The 21,357-nt window shown below is 71.0% G+C and carries 18 protein-coding genes; 14 read left to right on the plus strand and 4 right to left on the minus strand.

Annotated features, from left to right (window positions below; all coding sequences use genetic code 11):
• Window positions 1–396 precede the first annotated feature (396 nt).
• A complete protein-coding gene (locus ACGFIE_RS31615) occupies window positions 397–1,383 on the plus strand; it encodes a DUF559 domain-containing protein (protein ID WP_393301696.1) in 987 nt (328 codons plus the stop codon).
• A gap of 72 nt (window positions 1,384–1,455) precedes the next feature.
• On the opposite strand, the gene ACGFIE_RS31620 is transcribed toward ACGFIE_RS31615, so the two are convergent.
• Window positions 1,456–5,709, minus strand: a complete 4,254-nt coding sequence (locus ACGFIE_RS31620; RefSeq protein ID WP_393301699.1) for an FtsK/SpoIIIE domain-containing protein — start codon at window positions 5,707–5,709, stop codon at window positions 1,456–1,458.
• Window positions 5,710–5,731: 22 nt separating this feature from the next.
• Window positions 5,732–8,224 carry a WD40 repeat domain-containing serine/threonine protein kinase gene (locus tag ACGFIE_RS31625; RefSeq protein WP_393301702.1) on the minus strand — a complete coding sequence of 831 codons (2,493 nt, stop codon included), beginning with the start codon at window positions 8,222–8,224 and terminating at the stop codon, window positions 5,732–5,734.
• Window positions 8,225–8,442: 218 nt separating this feature from the next.
• Between ACGFIE_RS31625 and ACGFIE_RS31630 the strand changes: the two genes are divergently transcribed.
• The 4 genes from ACGFIE_RS31630 to ACGFIE_RS31645 are packed head-to-tail and all read left to right on the plus strand — an operon-like array spanning window position 8,443 to window position 10,433.
• Window positions 8,443–8,754 carry a hypothetical protein gene (locus ACGFIE_RS31630; RefSeq protein WP_393301704.1) on the plus strand — a complete coding sequence of 104 codons (312 nt, stop codon included), beginning with the start codon at window positions 8,443–8,445 and terminating at the stop codon, window positions 8,752–8,754.
• Window positions 8,747–9,043, plus strand: a complete 297-nt coding sequence (locus ACGFIE_RS31635) for a WXG100 family type VII secretion target (RefSeq protein ID WP_393301707.1) — start codon at window positions 8,747–8,749, stop codon at window positions 9,041–9,043. Before ACGFIE_RS31630 ends, ACGFIE_RS31635 begins: the two co-directional genes overlap by 8 nt.
• A 12-nt stretch (window positions 9,044–9,055) precedes the next feature.
• Complete coding sequence (locus tag ACGFIE_RS31640; protein ID WP_393301710.1) at window positions 9,056–10,198, plus strand: hypothetical protein; 1,143 nt, start codon at window positions 9,056–9,058, stop codon at window positions 10,196–10,198.
• Between the two features lie 10 nt (window positions 10,199–10,208).
• Complete coding sequence (locus tag ACGFIE_RS31645; protein ID WP_393301892.1) at window positions 10,209–10,433, plus strand: hypothetical protein; 225 nt, start codon at window positions 10,209–10,211, stop codon at window positions 10,431–10,433.
• A gap of 65 nt (window positions 10,434–10,498) precedes the next feature.
• Here the strand turns inward: ACGFIE_RS31645 and ACGFIE_RS31650 are convergent, their stop codons facing one another.
• Both ACGFIE_RS31650 and ACGFIE_RS31655 read right to left on the minus strand, forming a co-directional pair.
• Window positions 10,499–11,299 carry an SAM-dependent methyltransferase gene (locus ACGFIE_RS31650; protein ID WP_393301713.1) on the minus strand — a complete coding sequence of 267 codons (801 nt, stop codon included), beginning with the start codon at window positions 11,297–11,299 and terminating at the stop codon, window positions 10,499–10,501.
• Between the two features lie 197 nt (window positions 11,300–11,496).
• Entirely contained in the window at window positions 11,497–13,563 is a 2,067-nt protein-coding gene (locus ACGFIE_RS31655) for a cellulose binding domain-containing protein (RefSeq protein WP_393301716.1), read from the minus strand.
• Window positions 13,564–13,875: 312 nt separating this feature from the next.
• On the opposite strand from ACGFIE_RS31655, the gene ACGFIE_RS31660 reads away from it, so the two are divergent.
• The 9 genes from ACGFIE_RS31660 to ACGFIE_RS31700 all read left to right on the plus strand — a co-directional run bounded on the left by ACGFIE_RS31660 (window position 13,876) and on the right by ACGFIE_RS31700 (window position 21,334).
• Window positions 13,876–14,769: an ABC transporter ATP-binding protein gene (locus ACGFIE_RS31660; protein WP_393301719.1), complete on the plus strand. Its 894-nt coding sequence runs from the start codon at window positions 13,876–13,878 to the stop codon at window positions 14,767–14,769.
• Between the two features lies 1 nt (window position 14,770).
• Window positions 14,771–15,502: an ABC transporter permease gene (locus ACGFIE_RS31665; RefSeq protein WP_393301722.1), complete on the plus strand. Its 732-nt coding sequence runs from the start codon at window positions 14,771–14,773 to the stop codon at window positions 15,500–15,502.
• Window positions 15,503–15,522: 20 nt separating this feature from the next.
• Complete coding sequence (locus ACGFIE_RS31670) at window positions 15,523–16,674, plus strand: sensor histidine kinase (RefSeq protein WP_393301725.1); 1,152 nt, start codon at window positions 15,523–15,525, stop codon at window positions 16,672–16,674.
• Entirely contained in the window at window positions 16,671–17,276 is a 606-nt protein-coding gene (locus tag ACGFIE_RS31675) for a response regulator (protein WP_393301728.1), read from the plus strand. Before ACGFIE_RS31670 ends, ACGFIE_RS31675 begins: the two co-directional genes overlap by 4 nt.
• Before the next feature lie 303 nt (window positions 17,277–17,579).
• The gene (locus ACGFIE_RS31680) at window positions 17,580–18,944 is read left to right on the plus strand and encodes a PHB depolymerase family esterase (protein ID WP_393301731.1); all 1,365 of its coding nucleotides are present in this window, start codon (window positions 17,580–17,582) and stop codon (window positions 18,942–18,944) included.
• A gap of 132 nt (window positions 18,945–19,076) precedes the next feature.
• Complete coding sequence (locus ACGFIE_RS31685; protein WP_393301734.1) at window positions 19,077–19,505, plus strand: YbaB/EbfC family nucleoid-associated protein; 429 nt, start codon at window positions 19,077–19,079, stop codon at window positions 19,503–19,505.
• Window positions 19,492–19,812: a type VII secretion target gene (locus tag ACGFIE_RS31690; protein ID WP_393301737.1), complete on the plus strand. Its 321-nt coding sequence runs from the start codon at window positions 19,492–19,494 to the stop codon at window positions 19,810–19,812. The genes ACGFIE_RS31685 and ACGFIE_RS31690 overlap by 14 nt, the downstream gene beginning before the upstream one ends.
• The gene (locus ACGFIE_RS31695; RefSeq protein WP_393301740.1) at window positions 19,809–20,996 is read left to right on the plus strand and encodes a WXG100 family type VII secretion target; all 1,188 of its coding nucleotides are present in this window, start codon (window positions 19,809–19,811) and stop codon (window positions 20,994–20,996) included. The genes ACGFIE_RS31690 and ACGFIE_RS31695 overlap by 4 nt, the downstream gene beginning before the upstream one ends.
• Window positions 20,996–21,334 carry a hypothetical protein gene (locus ACGFIE_RS31700; RefSeq protein ID WP_393301743.1) on the plus strand — a complete coding sequence of 113 codons (339 nt, stop codon included), beginning with the start codon at window positions 20,996–20,998 and terminating at the stop codon, window positions 21,332–21,334. The genes ACGFIE_RS31695 and ACGFIE_RS31700 overlap by 1 nt, the downstream gene beginning before the upstream one ends.
• The last annotated feature ends 23 nt before the right edge of the window (window positions 21,335–21,357 follow it).

Raw genomic sequence — 21,357 nt, forward strand, 5'->3', positions numbered from 1 at the left:
CGATCTGTTCCCGCTCCAGCGGGCTCAACCTCGACGCCATAACCACCCCAACGAAGAAAACGGAAGGGTGTTGCAACCACCGGTTGAGCCCGCCCTGCTAACGGAAACTGTCCAAGATCTGGTGGCACCGCGACGGCGACGACCACGACGACCACTACCCGGGCCACGATCACGCCCGACCACGACCACGCCCGACCGCGGCCACGCCCGGCCCGACCACGGCAATGCCCGGCTACGGCTACGCCCGACCAAGGCCACGACGAGGCGCGACGGCGACCGGCGACCGACGACCGACGACCGACGACCGACGACGAGGGTTGACGACGATCCACGGCAGCGGCAGAACTGTCCAAGATCTGGTAGCGCAGCGTCGGGCCAGCGGTAAGGCTCGGCGGTATGCTGCCCGCCGATGACGCCGACGCACTCGAGTGGCTCGCCTTCGAGCAGGCGGGCGTGCTGACGACCGCGCAGCTCTCCGGGTTGCTCAGCGAGGGGACGGTCCGAGGCCGGATCCGCTCCGGACGCTGGCGGTCGATCTGTCGAGGCATCGTGCTGGCCGGCAACGGCCGGCTGGCCCACGACCAGCAGCTGTGGGTTGCGGTGCTGGCGGCCGGACCGGGGGCGGTGCTGGCCGGCGTGACCGCCGCCGCCGAGGCCGGGATACGCGGACTACGGCGTGAGCCCCTGCACGTGGTGGTGCCCGCGGACCGCCGCTCGGCGCGGACCAGCCTGCGCCGACTCCCGATCGACATGCCCGCCGTGCTGGTCCATCGCACGACGGTGCTACCCGAGGCGCATCTCCAGCTCGCCCGTCCGCCGCGCACCACGACGGCACGCGCCCTCGTGGACGCGGCGGGATGGGCGGCCAGTGTGGACGAGGCACAGGCAGTGCTGGCCGCCGGATGCCAGCAGCGCCGGGTGCTCCCCGCGGAACTGGACGCCGTCCTCGACGTTCTGCCCCGGGCACCTCGTCGACGCCTGATCCGGCAGACCGTCGCCGACATCGCGGGCGGCGCCCAGGCGCTCTCCGAGATCGACTTCCTGCGGCTGTGCCGCCGGCACCGGTTGCCCGCACCCGACCTTCAGACTCATCGGGTGGATGCGGCCGGCCGGAACCGTTGGCTGGACGCGTACTGGCGGGAATGGCGGTTGCAGGTCGAGATCGACGGCGCGCACCACATGGACGCCCGGCAGTGGGCGGCCGACATGCGCCGGCAGAACGACGTCTGGACCAGCGGTGACCGGATACTGCGCTTCCCGGCCTGGCTGGTCCGCGCCCATCCGGAGGAGGTCGCCGAAACCGTCCGCCGCGCTCTCGTCGCGGCCGGTTGGACCCCAACCCCAACCCACACCGAGGTACGGCCGCCGCGACGTACCCGATGATCCCAACCGGACCGCGCGGGGGTCCGTCCCCACCCGCCGCTGCGGTCAGCACCAAGCCGACGCGGCACAGCGCTACGGCGCGGCCACCTGCATCAGTGCCGGGGTACGGCCGGTGGTGAGGTAGCCGCGCCCGGGTGGGCCGGTGAGGTACTGGTCGGGTTCCAGGGTGATGGAGTGGGCCACGGCCGCCGTCCGGTGGCTCGGGGCCAGCACGAGTCGTGTCCCGGAAACCATGACGGCGTTGACCAGGCGGGTGAGCGGGCTGGGGAAACCGGTCAACAGGGGCGCGGCGTCCGCGGTGACGATAAGGGCCTGCCGGCCGCGAGCCGCGGGGTGGACGATGTCGTCGAGCAGCGTGGGGCTGCTCGCGAAGCCCTGCTCGGTGGGCAGCACGTTGATGCGGTCGACGTCGTCGACGACCACCGCGTACCGCTCGTCGCCGAACGCCGCGACGGCGTCGCGTATGTCGGTGTCCCTGATCGCGGCACCGGTGAGCACCCGAAGCCCGGGGTTGTCGGGGAGCAGCCCTGGCAGCGGGGACTGTGGGGGCGCGACGGCGAGCACGCCGATGCCTCGTTGTAGCAGCGCGTGGACCACCGTGGCGGCTGCCGTCGTACGGCCGGTCCCGCCGGTCCCGGAGATCAACATCAGGTGCTGCCCGGCCTCGAACAGGTCGACGCCGACCGCTGTGGTGTCGGCTCCACCGACTCCCAGCGGTATCCACGTCGACCGGCCCCGGTCCGCCGCAAAGGTGTTGAGCGCGGCGAGGTCGATCCGGGACGGCAGGGCCGGGAACCGCCGGGGCAGCCGGTGCCGGGGTGTGTCCGGTGACGTGGCGGCGAGGTCCGTGGCCGACCGGGTCGGTAGGCACATCTGCACGTGCCGTCCGCTGCCGGCGTCGACGGCCCGCCCGGGCAGGACGGGTGGACTGGCCATGCCGCTCTGCAAATGCGCCCGCCGGGTCTCCTCCTTGGGGAACGGCAGGAGCAGCCGCCGGTTGTACAGGGTCGGCAGCCGGTGGTTGAGCATGTCCTGGCCGCCGATCGGAACGACGTGCACCCCGAGTGGCGTACCCGCGCTGACGACGCCGCGCAGGGTGGCGACCAGGGACGTCTCGACGAAGGCCGGGTCGCCGTGGTCCTCGAAGTGTTCCCAGCCGTCGATGACGACCACGATGTGCGGCAGTGGTCCGTCCGGCGAGGACGCGGTGCCGGTGCGGCGCTGGATCTCCTCGTCGAGCCAGGTGACCAGGCGGCGGATCCGGTCGGGCTCCACGGGCGAGAAGACCCCGCCGCAGTGCGGCAACGCCGCGTACTCGGCAAGGCCCGCCGGGTGCCGTTCCACGACGTACAGGTGGGCCTGGTCGGGCCGGAACCGGCCGACCAGGCCGGTGATCAGGGTCCGGGCGAAGGTCGTCCGGCCGGACTGCGGGCCGCCGGCGACGAGCAGCCGGTCGACCCCGGCGAGGTCGAGGAAGTCCGCCGGCTGCGCCTGGCGTGCCGGGTCGTCGGCGAGGCCGAAGGGTACGGCAGTCGTCGGCGCGGCGGCGGTCCACCGGGTGGGAAGCTCGTCGACCGTCAGCGTGGCCGGCAGCGGGGGCAGCACCGGTCGGAAGGGTGCCACCAGCCCGGAGCGGCCGGCGGCGTCCTCGATCGCCGCGATGGCGAGTACCTGGTCGGTGGGCCCGCCGCCGGCCGTCGGCGCGGCGGTGGGTCGTGGGGCGCCGAGGTCCGTCGGGCTCAGGACCCGGACCAGGGCCGGCGCCGCCCCGCCGCCCGGCGGCGGGTCGCCGAGATAGCCGGACTGGAACGGTTGCGGGACGCGGCTCTCGGCGGTGGTGCAGAGGATCATGCCGCGCCCGCGCAGCGCGCCGGGGATGCTTGCGGCGTCCGCCACGCCGAGCACCTCGGTGCTGTCGGCAGGTTCGTTCTGACGGAGGCTGATCCGCAGGGAGACGTTGTTCTTCAACTCCGGCGACAGCTTGCCCTGCAACGACTGCGTGGCCAGCACGAGGTGCATGCCGAGCGAGCGGCCCTTCGCGGCGACGTTCACCAACTCCCTGACGAAGTCCGGAGAGGCGTCCAGCACGCGGCCGAACTCGTCGAAGATGAGCACCAGTCGGGGCAGCGGCGGCAGGTCGGCGCCACCCAGACGCTTGCGCCAGTACCTGTCGATCTCTCCGTCGTAGCGGGCCAGCAGGGACTCGCGCCGGCTCACCTCCGCCCGGATCGAGGCGAGGACCCGGGCCGCGGCCGCCTCGTCGAACACGTCGGCGGGGGTCTCCCCGGTGGAACGGATGAGGGCGACGACGTGCGGGCAGTGTTCGAAGGGCAGGAAGGCGCTGCCTCCCTTGAAGTCGACGAGCACCAGGTTGAGCTCGTCCGGACGGTTGGCCAGCAGCAACGACGTGACAAGGGTTTGCAGCAGGATGCTCTTGCCGGCCCCCGTCGCACCGCCCAGCATGGTGTGCGGGCCCTGGCCGGCGAGGTCGACCGACACCGGTCCGGTCGCGTCCGCGCCGAGCACCACACGGGTACGCGGGCCGTGCCCCCGCTCCCACAGCGCCAGCACGTCGGCGGCGGTGGGCGTGCCGAGGTCGAGGAGGTCCAGCAGGCGCACCGCGCGCGGGATGGCGTTCTGAACCGCCCCGAGCGTCGCCCGGTCCCGCATCGGCGCCAACGCCCGCGCCAACCGCTCGGCGGTCGTCGCATCGATCCGGTCGGCGTCGACGGTCACCGCCTGGCCGTCCGGGATGCCGGTGAGCCGCGCCGAGTCCCCCGACGTCTCGATCAACCCACGGCACTCGTTCATGCTGTGCCGGTCGGCGCAGATCAGGTACACCCCGACCGCCGGACCGTCCCGCAGCACCTCGTCCATCCCGGGCAGGTCGCGCAGCGCCAACGCGCCGTCCAGGACGACGACCACCTCCGCGAACCGCTGCGGGTCGCGCTCGGCACGCCGGGACCCGACGAGGGTACGCAGCTCACGTACGCGCTCGGCGCGGGTGGCGGCGGTGTTGCCGATTCGGCACGAGTAGGCCGCGTTGTCGCCCGCGTCGACGTGCGGCAGCCACCGCGCCCAGGCCAGGTCGCCCGCCTCGGCGGTGCTGAGCAGCACCATCCGCAGATCGTCGGGACCGCGCAGGGTGGCCAGTTGCAGCAGCAGCCAGCGCAGCACGTCGCGGACCGCCTCGTCCGGGCCGGTCACGCCGAGCACACCGACGGCACCCAGGTCCACGGTGATCGGGACGGCCGACAGCTTCGGGGTGCGGAACTCCGGCCAGGGCTCACCGCGTACCGTCACCGACGCCGGCTGGTCGACGGTGCCGACCCGCAGTGCCAGCGCCTGCGGTGACCCGGCGCGGCGGGTCCACAGGCCGGATCGCACACCGCCGGCGATGTCCACGATCTCGGCGGGGCTCGGCGCGAGCGTCAGGCGTACCCTCTGCTCGGCCTTGACCTGGGCGGCGATCGTCGATTCGACGGTCTTCCTCGCCTTGGTGAACTCGGCCTCGCGCTCCGCGTCCTGCTTCTCCTGCGCCGACTGGTTGAGCAGGAAACCGCCGACGGAGAGCGCCGCGCCGATCAGCAGGATGGGTGTGTGGGTGAACAGGGCAACCGCCACGGACCCCGCGCCACCCAGCAGGATCCCGGCAGCCACTGGCCCGCGGGTGACGATGGGCCGCACCGGCATGGTCACCTCGACGGTGGGGATCACCGGGACGCGGGCGAAGGCGCGGTCGAAGTCGACCCGAGCATCAGGGGCCCGCACGAGCCGTCGCGCCTCGGTGGGCAGGGGCGTCCACCGCAACTCGTCACCGCCGATCTGGACGACGCTTGTCGACGAAACGGGGATCGTGTGGGTGACCGCGGCGCCGTCGACGAACGTACCGTTGCTCGATCCGCCATCGGTGAGGGTGGCCGTGCCGTCCGGCGACACCTCCAACAGGGCGTGCGTGCGGCGGGACACGTCCGTGTCGCGCAGCGGCAGCGCCGCCGAGGAACTGCGCGCTATCGGGTGGGTGCCGGGCCGCAGCGCGACGGCCAGGCCCGCGTCCGGGCCGTCCACCACTTCCAGTACGCCGACCGCGCCGTCGCTGACGAGGCGCCCGGCCGGGCCGGGACCGCCCACGCTGAGCACCGAGCCGGCCAGCAGAGGGGTGTCGGCCAGGCACGCGGCCGGGTCCAGCGCGACGGCCCCGGCGAAACAGCGGCGGCCCGTGGCCGGAACGGGAAGCGCGGCCAGCAGGGACCGCACGCTGGTGGTCGGCGTCGCGGTGACCTCGACGTCGTGCGTCGCCCCCGTGTCGGCGTCACGCACGGTCATTCGCAGGATCATGGCCGAACCCTCACCGGGCCGACCCGTACGTCCACAGCCGCAATCCGTCACGACCACCGAGCGCAACGGCGCCGCGCTTGCTCAGCGCCACCGCGTCGGACGGCAGGTCGGCATCGCTGAGAAAGCCCTGCTTGTACACGTACGCCATCCGTGCGGTGAGGGTGTGCCAGACCCGGACCTCTCCCGGACTGGCGGTGACAAAGAGATCACTCGGGCCGAAGGCAGTCGCGTCGGGAGGAGTCGAGCCCGTGTCCAGCGTGGCCACCACGGCACCCGAGCCAGAGGCTCGGATCAGCGTCTGCCCATCGGTCCTGGTGTCCACCCAGGGTGCGAGAGGCCCGTCGATCCGGGCAGCATCGCGTCCGCTGGCGGCCTCCCAGGCGCGCAGCGACCCCTTCTTGTCGAGGGCGACGACGACACGTCCGTCCTGGGTGAAGCGGATCATCGTGACGTCGATGTCCTCGGCCGACAGCTGGGCGGGCTTTCCGAGCGATGCCATTGGCCACACCTTGACGTCGCCGGAGCCGACCGCCGCGATGCTGTCTCCACCCGGAGAGAACAGCACCTGGTTAACCGTGTCGTATTCGCCGAACGGAAGTGTTGCCGTGTTCTGCCGGGTGGCGACATCCCAGAGCTTGACCACGCCGTCCCTGCCACCGCTGGCGAGTGTCTTGCCGTCGGGACTGAAGGCGAGCGTCGTGACGTCCTCGCGGTGCCCGGTGAGGGCGGGCAGTCTCGTCTCGGTCGCAACGTCCCAGAGCGTGATGGCGACTATGCCGGTGGCCGCGCTGGCGAGCGTAGCGCCATCCGGGCTGAACGCCACCGCGCTGACGGAGTCGTCGTCGAGCGCCACCATCGCGGCATTCCGATCGTGCAGAAGGACGTGGCCGCCAAAGAGGAGGCCGGCCATCAGCGCGAAACGCAGCGGCACCCACGATCGCCGGGGATCGAACGGCTGGAAGGCCCGCGAGGCCCAGTCCGGCATCTCCCGAGACCCATCGATTCGGACATGGCCGGGAACGACAGCGCCCAACCCTTCGGCCAGGGTCCGAGGGCCGACACCGATGTCACCGACGACCCACGTTGGTCCGCGGCCATCGGGCTCCTGGCGAGCCTGCCGGACCCTTCCCGAGGCCGGCGTAGGTGTCGGCACACGCGACGACAGTTCAATCCCCAGCCTGGAACTGGCGGGTGACAGCCTGGCGCCTGGCCATACCGCGATGCTGGTGATGTGCTCCCACGGCAGATCAGGGGGTGATCCACGAGAGCCCTCGAAATGCACGGAGCGCGAGCCGAACTTGATCGTGCCGTGCCACGGATCGACGATGGCTTCCGCCACAATGCCCACTGCCGCAAGCAACAGAAGGATCGCAGGCAAGATCGACATCCATTTCGGTAAGGCCTGCGCCGTCACCAGCTCGAGGAGGAGAACGGCCGCCCACAGCGCGAGGCCAACCAGGACCAGCCAAGCCAGGGTGTGCGCGCCTCGGATCTTTTCCGGCACCTCGACCAGGAGCCCCAGTCCCGGTGTCGTGGTCGACGTCGACCGCGACCCTGCGGCATCCCGCTGGCGCGGCGGCGTGGACCCGCCGGGCTGCACGGTCGTGGCCTGCCGTTCCCAGGCCTCGCTCGTCGGATCGGTCTCCGTGCCGTCCGGGGCGGGGCCGTCGGGCCCGGTGGCTGTGGCGGAGGCGGTGCTGTCCCGCTGGCCCGTGGGGCCGGCCATGACCGGAACGTCGAGGAGGTCTCGGGCCTGCTGAACGGTGAGCCGCTGCGCCACGTCCCGGGTGAGCAGGCCGGCGATCACCGAGGCAAGCGGCTCCCCGCACCGGACGGCGGGAATGTCGTCGTAGAGGATGGCGTGCAGCGTGGCGGCGGTGGACGCCCGCTCGAACGGCAGCTCGCCGGTGACGGCCTGGGCGAGGGTCACACCCGCCGACCAGAGATCGGCCGCGGGCGTGGGGTCGCTGCCCTGAAACAACTCCGGCGCGAGGTAACCGGTCGAACCCATCATCCCGTGCCGGGTCAGCCGGGCGTCCCCCGCCGCCTGCGCGATGCCGAAGTCGAGCAGCTTCACCTCGTCGCCGGGCAGCACCATGATGTTGCCGGGCTTGACGTCGCGGTGCACCACTCCCACCGAGTGCGCGGCCTTCAACGCGTCTAGCATGCGGACGGCGATCGCCGTCACCCGGGCCGGCGGCAACGGCCCCTCCCGGTCGAGGAGATCGGCCAGCGTGGGAGCGTCCACCAACTCGGTCACGATGTAGACGGCCTCGTCGTCGCCGCTCGCCGGCACGAGATCGTGGATCGCCACGACCGCCGGATGGTTGATCCGCCCCGCGGTGCGCGCTTCCCGCAGCGCCCGCTCACCGAACAGCCGCCGTTCCTCGGTGGCGAGACCGACGGGGGCGCGGACCTCCTTGACCGCGACGACGCGCCCGATCAGCTCGTCGGTCGCCTGCCAGACCACACCCATGCCGCCCCGGCCGATGACGCTCTCCAACCGGTAGCGCCCCGCGACGAGCCGCTGCCCCGGCTGGGAATCTGGCACCCTCGCGCTCCTTGCCATCGACCATTACAGTCGGTGCGAACGATACTCCGCCAGGTCGATGCCCGGTGTCCGTCCACATCAGACGCAATGCGCTTCTCGAGCGAGTCGTCGGTGGATCGCGGTGCCGACTTGGATCGACGACGGCGCGGCTTCACGGGGGTCACGGGGCGATGGCGACGGGGTTCGGCTTCAACAGGGATGCGGTCGTCAGTGCCGCACGACAGCTGACCGACATCCGGTCCGATCTCGAGTTCGTCGGGCAGCGAGCCCCTCGCCCCACCCCAACCGGATCCAGCGACGTCGACCTGGCCCTGCAGGAATTCACCACATCCGCGATTCAGCACCAGCGCGGCCTGACGGCCGCCGTGGCGGGCGTTGCCGATCGGCTGAACCGCGTGGTCGCGGGCCATGCCCAGGTCGACGACTCGCTCGGCAGACAGCTACCGACACACCAACCCTCGAAGGGGAAGAACCATGAGTGACGTCAGCGTCGGCTACGAGGGCCTCCAGACGGCCGCCCGGACCTTGACCAGCGGGCAGGAGGAGATGACCCAGAAGTTGACCGCCCTGAAGGCGATGATCGACCAACTGGTCAACAGCGAGTTCCGCACCCAACTGGCGTCGGGTCGTTTCCAGGACTCGTACCAGCAGTGGACCACCGGCGCCCAGAACATGATCGGTGGCCTGGAGGGCATGTCGTCGTTCCTGGTCGGGGTCGTCCGGGAGCACCAGGATCTGGACGCCCGGCTGGCCGGGGGCATCAACGGCTGAGCACCGGCCGACATGGACGACTGGCAGGTCCTCGACCTCTACGACGGTGATCCCACCCCGGGTGAGCCGGCCTCGATCCAGGCGATGGCAACCACTCTCCAGCACCGAGCCGGAGAGGCCAACAGGCACGCCACCCGACTGCGCTCCATCGTGGCGAACAGGGGCGCGCTGGCCCTTCGGGGCGAGTTCGCCGCGACCCACGATCGCGAGCTCACGTGGCTTCCTAGCGAGGCGACGACTCTGGCTGACTGCTATCTGGCCTGCGCCAAGGCTCTGTCCGCGTTCGCAGACGATCTGATTCGGCTGCAGGTGTACTCCCGGGGCGCTCTACGACTGGGTGAGGCGGCTGACAGCCGATACCAGGCCCTGCTCGCGCAATTCTGCGGGCTGACCGGCAGGCGCACCTATGGACCAGGTATCTGGCGTGGACTAGACGAGTCCTTCGCGGCAGGACAACGCGAGCCGCTCTTCAGTCAGGTCATCGCGATCGGCAGAAATGCGCGGCTCTGCGAGGCCGAACGCGGGCGGGCCCGGGCTTCCGCGCTTCGGGCAAAGGAGCTCTATCAGGTGGCCGCGGATCGCTGCGCCCAGGCCATCCGGGCCGCCGCGTCGCGGCTGTCGGAGGCAGCGAACGAGTCGAGTGACGTGCCGGGATTCGGATCGGAAGGACCAAGAGTCCACGGAGGCCACACCACCCGCCCTCGCAACATGGCCGACTATGATCGGCAGGAGCGGTGGGCCGAAGAGGCGTACAACGCGATCCGTCAGTACGACGACACTGAGACGATCGCTGGCCACATCGCAGACGCCCCCCGCCTCGACGGTTCGGCTGGGTTCTCCCGCCAGGAGATCGAGGAAATCCGTCGACACATCTTCTTCGATGAACATCCGATGGACGACTACGCGGGCGGGATCATTCGTCAACGTTACGATCCGAGCGCACCCATGGCAGAGGCATGGCTGCGGCTCCGACGGGGCGATCCGTTACCCGAGGACTATGCTCTCCTGGAGCACGAATTGGCAGAATTGCGATACTACCGTACACATCCGCAAGCGGATTACCGGGAAGCGCATCTTTTCGCCAACAGTGTGTCCAACTGGGAGAGGTCGATACCCGGCCCAACGTACGAGGACTTTGCGAACTTTGGAGGTTGAACCCGTGGGGATGATGGTGGCCGCCCGCCGAATCGAAGCCGACGACAGTGAAGTCCGTTACGAGTTCGGTTTCGAGGATAGTTTTGACCGGATTCTCCTCATCGATGCCAGAACCCTGGAGGCACGTGTCGGGGACGGGGATTTCAACGCGGCCGCCAGCGCGATCACGGCAAAGATCGTCAAAGCGTGGCGATCCAACGGCGAGTTTCCCGCGAGAATGATTTTCGCCAGCTGACGACACGAAGATCTGTCGCCGCAGGACGTCGGCCCATTCAGGCCGCAGCGGCTCCATGGGTTGCACTACGGTTTGCGGGCCACGCCGCTGTAGCCAGTGCGGGCGACGTCCGCGTCGACGGTGGCCGGCGGCTCGGGGTACGGCCACATGTTGACCAGCCCGGGTGGCTCCAGGACGAAGTCACCGAAGAACTCGGACACGTCCGCGTGGCTGCGCGGCACGAACGGGCTGTTGGCCCGCGCGTAGATCGCGGAGATCCGCGCCATCAACTCGGGATGCACGTCGGTGCTGGCGTGGGACAGCGCCAGGTAGCTGCCCGGGGCGAGAGCGTCGCGGTAGGTCGCCACGATCCGCTGCGGGTCCTGATCGTCGGGCACGAGGTGCAGCACGAACATCATCAGTACCGCGACCGGGCTGCCGAGGTCGATCGCCGCGCCGATCTCCGGGTGGTCGAGCACCTGATCGGGGTTTCGCAGGTCGGCCTGCACCACCGACACCGCCTTGGAGTCGGCGAGCAGGGCGCGCCCGTGTGCGCAGGCCACCGGGTCTTTGTCGACGTAGACGACGCGCACATCGGGGTCGATCCGGTGGGCGATCTCGTGGACGTTGTCCCGCGTGGGCAGCCCGGAACCGAGATCCAGGATCTGCCGGACGCCCTTCTCCTCGACGAGGTGGCGGACCGTCCGGGCGATCAGGTCGCGGCCCTGCCGGGCGGCCTCGGGCATCCACGGCGCCACCTGCAACACCATCTCGGCGGCAGCCCGGTCGGCGGCGAAATTGTCCTTGCCGCCCAGGTAGTAGTCGAACATCCTCGCCGCGTTCGGCTTGTCCGGCTGCAAACCGACCTCGGGTCCCGACTGCGTCACGACCGACCACCTCTCCCCGTTGACCCCGCAGCATAACGTCCACGATGGTCGATCGACTGCCCACCGATGCGTACGCGGGCCGGTCGGTCGTGTCCGAACGAGCGTGATGCCTGTGAGTCATTTTGATGACTCACAGGCATCACGCGCTTCGGGGAGTGGCCGGCGCCAACCCAACATCAACGCCCCTGGCGACTACGTCAGCCGGTCGCGCAGACGGTGCCGTTCAGGCGGAACACGGTGGGCAGCACGTTCGGTCCGCTGTACGCGCCGACGAAGCCGGCGCTCACGCTGGCGCCGGCGGCGATCTGCCGATTGTCGTCGGTCGGGGTGACCCGCACGGCCGTGCCGACCTGCTCCCAGGTGGCGCTCCAGCCGCTGCTCACCTGCTGCCAGCCGGTGGGCCAGGTCCAGGTGAGCGTCCAGCCGCCGATCGGCGTCGTCCCGTTGTTGGTGATCTCGACGCCGCCGATGTAGCCGTTGCCCCAGTCGTTGGCGGCGGTGAAGCGGACGGTGCACGCGCTGGCCGCCGGGCTGCCGGTGGCGAACGTCAACGGCGGTGAGGCCCAGGACACCCGGCCGGCCGTGTCACGGGCCAGCACGTTGACCGTGTACCTGCTGCCCGGCACCAGGTTGCCGACAGTGAACGACGTCGTCGTCGTCTCGCCGAACTGCTCGCTGACCGCGCCGTTCTGCCGGTACACCTCGTACTTGGCGATCGGGCTGCTGCCGGCGGTGGCCGCCGGCCAGGTGATCGTCGCGCCCCGGTCGGTGACGCCGCTGGCGGTGGGCTGGCCGGGCTCCGTCGGCCGCCCGGCGGTCGCGCCGGCCGGGCGCAGCACGAGCGTCGTCAACGAGTACGGCGGCAGCGTCCGGCTGGTCGCCGAGCCGGACTGGCCGGTGGCGATGCCCGTCGCGCCGTTGGTGAGGGTGGACACCGTCGGCGCGGCTGCCGACGGCGCGAACCCGGCGTAGTCGATGGTCACGTCGTGGGCCGCGTCCGGATCCTTGTTGACCAGCAGCACAGCCAGGTCGCCGTTGGCGCGGCGTACGGCGTGCGCGCTGACCAGCGGCTCGTCGGTGCCGGCGCGCACGAACTGGTCGCCGGTGTGCGCGAACAGCTTCATCATGCCCAGCGCGTGGTACGGCGCGAACGGCGTGTTCAACGGCGGCTCGCACACCGTGCCGTCTGCCGTGCAGCCGCCGCTGGACAGCATGCCGAAGTCGCCGTAGTCGGTCTGGCCCGCCACCTCGCTCACGGTGCCGATGCCGTTGTGCACGTTCCACCACTGGGCGGTGAAGACACCGTTCTCCAGCAGCCCGCTGTAGGCGTCGGCCAGGAACAGCGCCCCGGGCTGGGTGTTCTGGCCGGCGCCGACGTTCAGCTCGGTGAAGCTGATGCCGATCCGGTCGGCGTTCGGGCCCGCGTACCGGCTGAGCTGCTGCCGGAGCAGGTAGGTCGCGTCGGGGAGCTGGTTGGTGCGGCTCAGCGACTCCGCGGCGCTTCCGCCCGGGTACCAGTGCACGTCCACGAAGTCGATCTTCGGACCGGCGAGGGAGAGCACGGTCTGGTTCCAGGGGCCCGGGTCGCCGCCGGCGGTGATCCCGTCCGGCCAGTTGCCCGGCATCGTGAGCACCGCGCCCACCTTGACGCTCGGGTCGACCGCCTTCATCGCGTCGGCGTACTCGACGACCAGCCGCGCGTACTGGCTGGCGCTCTTGTCCGGGTGGTCGTCCGCCTCCCACGCCGACCCGTAGAGCCCGTTGCCGTAGTTCTCGTTGCCGATCGTCCAGTACCGCGCGCCGTAGCCCTTTGTCACGTTGGCGTAGCGCACCCAGTCGGCGGCCTCGGCCGGCGTACCGGTGCCGTAGTTCGCGATGATCATCGGTTGGGCGCCGACCCGCTTGACTCCCGCCATGAACGTGTCGAAGTCGGTGTTCGGTGCGACGTACCCGCCGGGAGCGGTGTGGTCCTTCCAGTGGTAGATGTCGGCGTACGAGCCGCCGGGGTAGCGCATCATCTGCACGCCCGCGTCGCGCAGCAGGTCCGACGTCTCGGCGGTGCCCAGGTTCTGGTCCCAGATGGCGTGGTTGACGCCCAACGCGGTGTCGGGCACCGTCGCCAGGCCGGCGCGGGCGTTCACGGTCACGGCGACGACGTCGGGGTCGACCGCCGCCAGCGCCGTCGGGGGGTGGATGCCGGGGAGCGCGGTCGCGGCGAGCAGCACGCCCGCCAGGAGCGCCGCACGGCGAATCGGGATGTGCATGGCTGGAGTCCTTCGAGTGAACGACGGTGAGTCACCCAGCCGGCAGGGTGCGGCGCGGCAGCGGCGGACTCGTGGACGGACAGGCCCCGGCGTCCCGTCGTTCGTGCCCCGTCCCCCGGGATCCGTGGTCCGGTCCCGGCTGCCCAGTGGACGGGCGTCAGCCCCGCACGCGGCAGGTAATCGACGGCCAAGAATGGCACGGCCGAATCGCGGATCTCAAGGGGTACGCGCCACCACCCGGGACAAATGTCCTGGCCGGCCGTGTATCGGTGGCTCTGCCGGACCGGCCTGCCCCCTCCTAGCGTGCTGGACATGAATGACACAGCCGTACGCCTCACCGGACTGACCCGGCGGTTCGGCCCGGTCCGGGCCCTCGACGGAGTCGACCTGACCATCGAGCGGGGCAGCACGGTCGCCCTGCTCGGCCCCAACGGCGCCGGCAAGACCACCGCCATCTCGATCATGCTGGGCCTCGACCCGCCCGACGGCGGCGACGTGACCCTGTTCGGGCGGCCCCCGGCCGAAGCGGTCCGGGCCGGGCAGGTCAGCGCGATGCTCCAGGACGCGGGGTGGGTGCCCGCCGCGACGATCCGGGAGGTGGTCGAGCTGGCCCGGGCGCTCTATCCCCGCCCGCTGGCCACCGAACAGATACTCGCCCTGGCCGGGCTGACCGAGCGGGCCGACCGCCGACTCGACAGGCTCTCCGGCGGCGAAGCGCAGCGCGCCCGGTTCGCCTTCGCGCTGGCTGGTGGCTCGGACCTGCTGATCCTCGACGAGCCCACCGCCGCGATGGACGTCGCCGCCCGGCAGGCGTTCTGGACGGCCATCCACCGGTACACCGCCGAGGGGCACACCGTCCTGTTCAGCACCCACCATCTGCACGAGGCGGACGAGTTCGCCGACCGGGTCGTGGTGCTTGCCTCGGGCCGCGTGGTCGCCGATGGACCACCGGCCCAGATCCGCGCTCTGGCCGGCGGACGCACGGTCTCCTTCGACCTCGCCGGCGGACCGGTCGAGGGGCTGGAGGCAGTTCCCGGCGTCCGGTCGGTGCAGGTCCGGGGCGACCGGGTCGTACTCACCAGCGACGACTCCGACGCCACGGTGCTCGCCCTGGCTAAGACCCGCGGATTCCGGGGCCTGGAGGTCACCACCGCCGCCCTGGAGGCTGCCTTCCTCACTCTCACCGCTACTCCATCGGAGCACTGACATGCGCGCATACCTACGATTCGAGCTGCGTCGGCTGGTCCGGGACCCGCGGCTGCTGCTGTTCAGCGTGCTGGGACCCGTGGTGACGTACGTGATCTTCTCGGCGCTGAGCGCCGACGGCGATCGCCTGGAGGGCGTCAACGCGTCGGCGGCTCTCATGGTCGGCCTGGCCGGCTACGGCGCGCTGGCGGGAGTTCTCTCGGTGGGTTCGTCGGTCTCCCAGGAGCGGGCGGTGGGCTGGCTGCGCCAACTTCGCGTCACCCCCCTGCCCGCCGGGCCTGCGGTGGTCGCGAAGGCCCTGGTCTGCACGCTCAGCGGAGTGCCGTCGGTCGTCGCGGTCGGCATCACCGGGCGGATCCAGCACCACGTCGACCTGGGTGCCGGCCGGTGGGCCGCGCTGCTGCTGCTGATGTGGGTCGGCACGTTGCCGTTCGCACTGCTCGGGCTCGCCATCGGGTACGGCCTCACCCCCCAGTTCGCCCAGCCGGTCAACTTCCTCGCCTTCCTCGGCCTGTCGGTGCTCGGCGGCCTGCTGGTGCCGGTGGCCTACTTCCCCGCCGTGCTGCGGCACCTGGCACACGCCCTGCCGACGTACCGGTTCGCGGAACTCGGGTGGCGGTCGGTGGCCGGATTGGCGCCCTCCCCCTCGGGTCTCGGCGTGCTCACCGCGTGGGGCCTGGCCTTCGCGGCGCTCGCGGTATGGGCGTACCGACGGTCGACCGTCCGCCGTTGAGCCTCACTACCGTGTCCACCATGGCGTCCGATACGGGAGAATCAGTCGGGCGGGTTCGGAACCGTCGCGGTTTCCTGCTCGTCGCGGCGCACACGCTGTGGCTCTGGCTCCTGCTGACACCGGCCGCCGCCATCGCACGCGGGCAGGTGCAGCCCGCGGCGGCGGCGACCGTCGGGCTGGTCGCCTTCGCGTTGTTCTACCTCGCCCTGGTGGCCGTACCCGTGGCCGACCTGGCCGTCCGACCCGCCCTGCACCATGCCGGCCTGGCGGCTTTCGCGCTGCTCGGGGTGGGGCTGGCGGTCGTGTACGGCGGCGGGCCGGAGGGCTGGCTGGTCCTGCTCATGTACGTCGCGGCAGCCGGCGCGGTCGGCTTCGTCCGAGTGGCCTGGGGATTCGGGTGGGTCGGCGGGTCCGTCGCCGCCGTCGTGGCGATCGGCGTGGGGCACGGTCTGCCCGCCGGCGACACCGCCCAGACGGCGCTGATCACCGTGCTCGCGGGCACCCTGACGTTGGCGTTCTCCCGGACGGCCCGCCTCGTGGAGGAGCTACGCCGCACCCAGCGGGAGTTGGCCCGGACGGCAGTGCAGCAGGAACGGCTGCGGTTCGCCCGGGACCTGCACGACCTGCTGGGCCACACGCTGTCGCTGGTCGTGGTGAAGGCGGAGGTGGTGCGCCGGATCGCCCCGACGGACCCGCACCAGGCCGCGGCAGAAGCGGCCGACATCGAGCGGATCGGTCGTACCGCCCTCAGCGAGGTCCGCGAGGCGGTCACCGGTTACCGGGAGCGCAGCTTCGGCCGGGAACTCGACAGCGTCCGGACGGCACTCGCCGACGTCGGAATCTCAGTCACCGTACGGGAGACCAACCATCCGCTCGGCGTGGAGGCCGACGACGCGTTCGGCTGGGCGCTGCGGGAAGGGGTGACGAACGTGCTGCGGCACAGCCGCGCGTCGCGGTGCGAGATCGAGGTGGTCGCCGACGCACGCGAGTCGGTGTTGACCATTCGGGACGACGGGGTGGGCGGCCGGCCGCAGCCGGGCAACGGCCTGCGCGGCCTCAGCGAGCGGCTGGAGCAGGCGGGCGGCGAACTGCACGTTGCGCCGGTACGCGGTGGCGGAATGCTGCTCACCGCACGGGTCCCGCACTCCCCCGCCGGACGGTGGACCCGATGATCCGGCTGTTGCTCGCCGAGGACCAGGGCATGATGCGCGGGGCGCTGGCCCTGCTGTTGAACCTCGAACCCGACATCGAGGTGGTGGCCGAAGCCGCGACCGGCGCCGAGGCGACGGAGATCGCCCTCCGGGTCCGTCCAGACGTGGCCCTCCTGGACATCGAGATGCCCGACGGCAGCGGTCTCGACACAGCCGCCGCCCTGCGGGACAGGCTGCCCTCCTGCCGGGTGCTGATCCTCACCACGTTCGGTCGGCCCGGCTACCTGCGGCGGGCGATGGAGGCCGGCGCCCGTGGCTTCCTGGTCAAGGACGGACCGGTCGAGGAGTTGGCGGTGGCCGTCCGACGGGTGCTCGCGGGCGACCGGGTGATCGACCCGGCCCTCGCGGCGGCAGCCCTGTCGGCCGGCCCGAACCCGCTCACCGACCGGGAACGGGATGTGCTCGCCGCCGCCGTGGACGGTGCAACGGTCGCGGACATCGCCGCCGGGCTGCACCTGTCGGAGAGCACCGTCCGCAATTACCTGTCCGCCGCCATCGGAAAGACCGCGACCCGTAACCGGATCGAGGCGGCCCGCACCGCGCGCGCCAACGGCTGGCTCTGATTCGACGGCCAGGAAATGTCTTGGTCTCCGGAGACTCGCCGGACGTCGGCCGCTCACCCACGTGAACTGACGTCATACGTTACGTCTTGACGAACGACATGTTATCGCTCACAGTCGATGCGAGGCGATCAGCGTCCACGACTCACCGGGAGAGTCCTCGCTGGTCACGACGCCCTCTCATGCGCGGACGCCGCAACAGGACCGGTCAGCAGCCGCAGGTGCCGCGCGGCGGCCGTCGCGTGTCCGGGCCCGTCCTCGCTCTCCCCACTCCCCACCGCTGCACTGACCGTGAAGGAACCGCCGATGAGAACAAGGCTCGCTCTGCTGGCCGCCGGGTTGGCGACGGCTCTGGCCACCATGACGGCCGTGGTCACGCTCGCCACCCCGGCGTCGGCCGCGACGCTCACCCAGGTGAGCAACTTCGGCACCAACCCGACGAACCTGCAGATGCACCTGTACGTGCCGGACCGGGTCGCGGCCCGCCCGGCGCTGCTGCTCGCACTGCACTACTGCACCGGAAGCGGCCCCGCCGTCCACAGCGGTTTCGGCCTCAGCTCCCTGGCCGACCGCTACGGCTTCATCGTGATCTACCCGTCGGTGACCCGCAGCAGCAAGTGCTGGGACGTCTCCTCCCCGCAGGCCTTGCGCCGCGACGGCGGCAGCGACCCCGTCGGCCTGAAGTCCATGCTCGACTACGTCCGCAGCCGCTACCCCGTCGACTCGACCCGGATCGCCGTGGGTGGCTTCTCCTCCGGCGCCATGATGACAAACGTCATGCTCGGCCTCTACCCGGACGTGTTCAGTGCCGGCTTCAGCTCCTCCGGGGTTCCCTTCGGCTGCTTCGCCACCACCAACGGCGCGGAGTGGAACAGCGAATGTTCCGGCGGACGCATCACCAAGACCCCGCAGCAGTGGGGTGACCTGGTCCGCAACGCCTACCCCGGCTACACCGGCGCCCGTCCCCGCGTCCAGATCTGGCACGGCACCACGGACACCACGCTGAGCTACGTCAACTTCGGCGAACAGATCAAGCAGTGGACCAACGTGCAGGGCGTCTCCCAGACCCCCAGCTACACCGACTACCCCCAGACCAGTGCCACCCGCACCCGCTACGGCGGCACCGGCCCCACCGCCCCGGTCGAGGCGATCAGCTTCCAGGGCTACGGCCACTCGATCCCGTTCGACGCCGCCCAGGCCATCCGCTTCCTCGGCTTCGACACCACCAACCCCACCACCCCGCCGCCAACCACCGCGCCGCCGACCACCCCGCCGCCGGGCGGCACGGCCGGGCCGCTGCGCAACGTCAACGCCGGCCGGTGCCTGGACGTCCCGTCCAGGTCGCAGACGAACGGCACCCAGGTGGCGTTGTGGGACTGCAACGGCGGCACCAACCAGCAGTGGACGTCGACCGCCAGCAGGCAACTCCAGGTGTACGGCACCAAATGCCTGGACGCCGAGGGCGCCGGTACGTCCCCGGGCACGCGGGTGATCATCTGGGACTGCAACGGTGGCACCAACCAGCAATGGAACCTCGGAACCGACGGCACGGTCACCGGAGTCCAATCCGGCCTGTGCCTCGCACCGAACGCCTCCGGCACCGCCAACGGCAGCCAGATGGTCCTCGCGACCTGCAACGGCGGCGCCAGCCAGCGGTGGACCAGAAGCTGATGCGGTAACCCGATCGGCGCCGCGGCCCGGCCCGGGATCCTTCCCGAGCCGGGCCGCGTGGCCCCCGCGTGAGCACTGCGGGGGACGACACGCAGCGCCACCGGTTGGTAACGTGGCGGCGGTTCGACGGTGATGGACGCCGATGTTTTCCGGGGGGTCGGCATGTGGGCGGACGATGCCGCGCTGGATGCGGCGGGGCGTCGCCTCGACGAGTGGGAAGCCTCCCTGGCCGAGCGGGCCGCCAAGGCGACAGCCCTCTCCGCACGGCTGCGGGCGCTCACCGGCACCGCCACCAGCCCCGACCGGTCCGTCACGGTGACAGTCGACTCGTCCGGCCTGCTGACCGGTCTTCGGCTCGACGAACGGGTGCGGCAGCACTCCGCGGCCCACACCGCCGGGCAGATCCTGGACACCACCACCGCCGCCCACGCCGACCTGCTGCGGCAGATCACCGACGCCACCGCCGAGACCCTCGGCGACGACGTGAGCGCACGGGCCGTCATCGACTCCTACCGCAGCCGGCTCCGGCCCGACCCGGGGCGAAGCGATGCCCGGCGGTGACGAGGTGCGGGTCGAACCGCAGGCCCTGACCGTCCACGCCACCCACCTCGATCGCATAGCCGACCGCGTCGACACCGCCCGTCAGGCCGGTCAACACGTCCGGCTGGGCGCCGACGCGTACGGGCAGCTCTGCGCGTTCCTGCCCACTCTGCTGGACGGACTACAGCGCACGCTGGTCGGCGGCGTCGACGCTGCCGCCGGGTCCCTGCGGGACACCGCCGGGAAACTGCGGGTCGGCGCCGACCGCTACCGGGCCTCCGACAGCCGCGCCAGCCACCGTCTACGCCACCCTGAGGCTGGACGGTGACGGCCAACCCGCTCGTCGCATCCGCCAGCGCCACGCCACCCACCACCTGGGCCGGCATCTGGATCTGCGAGGACATCGACCTCATCGCCCAGGGCATCCGCAACGGCAGCTGGATCGACGGCAGCCTCGGCGTCGTCAGCGCCGGCCTCGACGCCCTCGCCCTCGTCTCCGACCCGGTCGGCGCACTCCTGCAGTACGGCATCGCCTGGCTCATCGAACACGTCAAACCCCTCAGCGAAGCCCTCGACTGGCTCGCCGGCGACCCCGCCCAGATCACCGCCCACGCCCAGACCTGGCGCAACATCGCCGCCTCCCTCCACGACGACGCCACCGAACTGGCCCGCACCGTCCGTGCCGACGTCACCGGCTGGGGCGGCGGCGCCGGCCCCGCCTACCGCACCTGGGCCACCCAGCAACAGCAGGCGATCAGCGGCCTCGCCAAGGGCGCCGACACCATGGCCGCGATCACCGAAGGCACCGCCGGCCTCGTCGCCGCCGTCCGGCTCCTCGTCCGCGACGCCATCGCCACCTGCGTCTCCCGCCTCATCGTGTACGCGGGCGAACTCGTCGCCACCGCAGGCCTCGCCACACCACTGGTCGCCGAACAGGTCACCACCCTGGTCGCCTCCTGGGGAGCACGAATAGCACGGCTGCTGCGCGCACTACTGGCCAGCCTCCGCCGACTCGTCCCGGAGATGCGCCGACTCGGCGACCTGATCGAGAAGCTGAGGCAGGCCCTACGTCAGCCTGGGCAAGGTGGACCGCCAGCGAGCCGCAACCCTCCGGAACCTGAGCCACCGCGGAAAGGCTCATCCCCCGCCGAGCCGCAACGAGTCCGTGAGCTGGGCATGGATCCGGCGACCGGAAGGTTCCGTCCGGGTGAGGCCGAGACCGCAACGCGCTTGGAGCAGCACCTAGGCGTGACGCTGCGGCGCGCGCCGACGGAATCTTCCGCCGACTGGGTCGACGAGGCCGGGCGGACCTACGATGCAGTGGGCAACTTCCCGGCGCAGTTCTTTGAGCGCCAGTGGCCCCAGCTGCAATATCAGATCGAGCGACACCTGGACAAGGCGGATTTGGTGCCAGTAGACGTTTCGAGGTTCACCCCAGAACAGGTCGCCCGGATCGAACGGTTCATCACGGAGCGACGCCTCGGCCCACGAGTATTCCTTGTAGGGAAATGATGGCTGGCCTCATCGTGCTGAAGCCCGGCGTCGACTGGACCGCGACGGGAGGCTTGTTCGACTGGACGCTGGAGTTCCTGATCTCCCGGCTGTCGGACAGACAGACCGCCAACCACCTGCAGGAAATCGTCGACAACAACCTCGGTTCGATGTGGGTTAGCGACCTACCCGACGCGACACAGCGAGAGATCGTCAGCCACTGGCGGAGTGGCCTGATAGCGGCCGGGCAACAGCACCTGCCGGATACCGAACACAAGGCCGATGTCATTTGCCACCTTCAGGAGTTGGTGGACGCGACCTACTCGGCTGGGTTCCAGGAATCGGTCGATCATCCGTAGCGGGGTTCGCGATGGCGGGCCCT

The organism is Micromonospora sp. NPDC049275 (assembly GCF_043197115.1).
In the GTDB taxonomy this organism is placed as follows: Bacteria; Actinomycetota; Actinomycetes; order Mycobacteriales; family Micromonosporaceae; genus Micromonospora.